Origin of the sequence: Corynebacterium sp. HMSC072A04, assembly GCF_001809235.1 — a bacterium.
Classification (GTDB): Bacteria; Actinomycetota; Actinomycetes; order Mycobacteriales; family Mycobacteriaceae; genus Corynebacterium; species Corynebacterium hiratae.
Window position 1 is genome coordinate 1 of the sequence record NZ_KV796805.1, and the last position, 1323, is coordinate 1323.

General features: G+C 55.8%; 3 protein-coding genes and 1 pseudogene. All 4 read left to right on the top strand.

The window, feature by feature from the left end; all coding sequences use genetic code 11:
- Window positions 1–265, top strand: a pseudogene (locus HMPREF2565_RS14300) (transposase); the annotation flags it as partial.
- Window positions 247–519, top strand: coding sequence for a hypothetical protein (locus HMPREF2565_RS14305; protein WP_168162662.1), 273 nt, complete (start codon window positions 247–249; stop codon window positions 517–519). The pseudogene HMPREF2565_RS14300 and the gene HMPREF2565_RS14305, both read left to right, overlap by 19 nt.
- A gap of 1 nt (window position 520) precedes the next feature.
- Window positions 521–724, top strand: coding sequence for an STAS domain-containing protein (locus HMPREF2565_RS13535; protein WP_246819142.1), 204 nt, complete (start codon window positions 521–523; stop codon window positions 722–724).
- Between the two features lie 112 nt (window positions 725–836).
- A complete protein-coding gene (locus HMPREF2565_RS09970) occupies window positions 837–1319 on the top strand; it encodes a ferritin (RefSeq protein WP_070645020.1) in 483 nt (160 codons plus the stop codon).
- Window positions 1320–1323: the final 4 nt, after the last annotated feature.

The window sequence follows — 1323 nt, forward strand, 5'->3', positions numbered from 1 at the left end:
ACGCAGCCTGCGCGGAATCAAAGAGCAAGTAGCAAAAGCCAAACGGGCTGTTGACGGCGATATCGCTATCAAGCGTAACCGCTATATCGATCTTTCCGCCCCGAACAAGAAGGTCAACTACGCTCTTGCTGCCAAACACCGAGCCCTAGCCGGAATCAAAGGCTATGAAACCGACCTTGTTAACTTGCCTGCTAACGAGGTGATCAGGCATTACCGCAGGCTATTCAACATTGAAAATCATTTCGGATGTCGAAATCAGACCTGAAAGCACGCCCAATCTACGCCAGAAAACAAGACTCCATCACCGCACATCTCAACATTGTCATCGCCGCACTAGCAGTAGCCCACCTAATGGAGACCCGAAGTGGTCAATCCATCAAACGCCTGGTGAGAACACTCAAGAAATACCGCAGCTTTCAACTCAACATTGGTGGCGAAACCATCCACGCCGCCGTACCACTGCCCCCGGAAATCCAAACCCTCGTCAACGCCATCACCACCCCAACCCTTCGGCACTAATTTGAGCCAAGTCAGGTTCGACTACACCCTGCCGGTGGAGAAGGTCATCGTGGATTTCTCGGAGGCCGATATTTGGGATGCCTCGACCGTGGCGGTGCTCAACTCCGTGGAAAGCAAGTATGCAGACCGTGGAATAACGGTAGAATTCCGCGGCCTCGATGGCGTGAGCCTAGAGCGCTACCAGAGGATTTCCGGTTTGGGTTAGGTAAACCTACCAGAAAAAGTGTTATGACGTGCGAGTTTGCTTAAGATCGCCTTGCTAGCGCGTCCAGAGAATTTCTGTATTGTGGGGAACACACACGAAAGGAAGTATCAACATGGACGAGAAACTGCAAACGCTCCTCAACGCCCAGGTTAACAACGAGCACGGCGCGGCCCTGATTTACACCCAGCTGGCCTACGAGATGGACAACCTGTCCTTCCCGGGCATGCGCGATTGGTTCTTCAAGCAGGCAGAGGAAGAGCGCGAGCACGCACAGAAATTTGCTGAGCACCTGCTGGACCGCGGCTACCGCGTCGAGCTGGAGGATATCCAGGTCGGCTCCGTCAAGGCCGCCACCCCGCTCGATGCCTTTGAGGCCTCCCTCGCGCATGAGCAGAAGGTCTCGGAGCAGATCCGGGAGATCGCCCGCACCGCGGATGCCGCCGGGGATCTCGATTCCCGCGCCCTCATCAACTGGTTCCTCGAGGAGCAGGTTGAGGAGGAGTCCACCGTGTCCGAGATCATTGACCAGCTCAAGCTGGTGGGCAATGACGGCTCGGGCCTGCTGCGCATCGATGGTTCGCTGGCGCAACGGTAACGAA

What these genes read in the sequence shown, in the direction of transcription:
- HMPREF2565_RS14305 (WP_168162662.1), top strand. Translation starts at nt 247, where the DNA reads ATGTCGAAATCAGACCTGAAAGCACGCCCAATCTACGCCAGAAAACAA.
- HMPREF2565_RS09970 (WP_070645020.1), top strand. Translation starts at nt 837, where the DNA reads ATGGACGAGAAACTGCAAACGCTCCTCAACGCCCAGGTTAACAACGAG.